We start from the raw sequence: 862 nt of genomic DNA, 5'->3' as shown, positions 1-862 counted from the left end.
CTGCAGGAGGAGGCGATGGTTCTCGCGCCATTCAAGGGAGTGCAGACGATTCAAGAGGGCCGCTTCTTCCTCCTCAACGGCATGCTGCTTTTCGTCGCGGAGGTTGGCGAGTCGCTGTCGATGGTCGTCGGCGGCAAGGCGGAGCAGAAGCAGCGACTCCGTGTGATCTTCGAGAACGGCACCGAGTCTTCCCTGTACCGACAGTCCCTATCGATCCGATTGCACGAGCAGGCGGGCCAGGCGCTCCTTCGGGCCGGAGCGTCAGCAGACGACATTCTCGACGGCGACATCGAGACCGGCCACGTCTACGTGCTGCAGTCGCTGAGCACCGACCCATTGGTCGCGAACATGAAGGATCTGCACAAGATCGGCTTCTCGACCACGAGTGTCGAGCAGCGCATCAAGAATGCAGAGAAGTCGCCGACCTACCTCATGGCCCCAGTGAAGGTCGTAGCGGACTACCGGCTGTACAACGTGAAGGCGTCGGTGCTGGAGCACTTGCTTCACCGCGTGTTCGCCTCGGTGCGGCTCGACCTGACGCAAGTCGACCGCAAGGGCCGCAACTACGACCCCTCGGAGTGGTTCGTCGTTTCGCGCGACGTGATCGACCAGTCGGTGGCGATGATCATGTCCGGCGAGATCACGAACTACGTGTACAACGCTCAGCTCCAGAAACTCGTTGAACGCGACTGAACCCGGAGCAGAATCTGATGGCGATCGTTGACGTCGCCGGTCGAGATCAGTTAGATCACCGCGACGCACATGATGAGTCGCGCGCGGGATGTGAGCCTGGCGCCGGAAGTTCGCATTCAGGAGCCAGGACGAGCACCGGCCGTCGCACCGTACTTCCCCGGCGGTGAAC

Annotated in this window: 1 protein-coding gene; it reads left to right on the top strand. The window is 61.7% G+C overall.

The annotated features are described in order from the left end of the window. Positions 1-693 (top strand): GIY-YIG nuclease family protein (locus AC1DP3_RS18335; RefSeq protein WP_477295809.1); only part of this gene is annotated, 693 nt, incomplete at its 5' end. Between the last annotated feature and the right edge of the window lie 169 nt (positions 694-862).

This window comes from Microbacterium sp. P5_B6, from assembly GCF_056400345.1.
The sequence above is the reverse complement of the archived record's forward strand: the minus strand, read 5'-3'. Positions and strand labels throughout refer to the sequence as shown.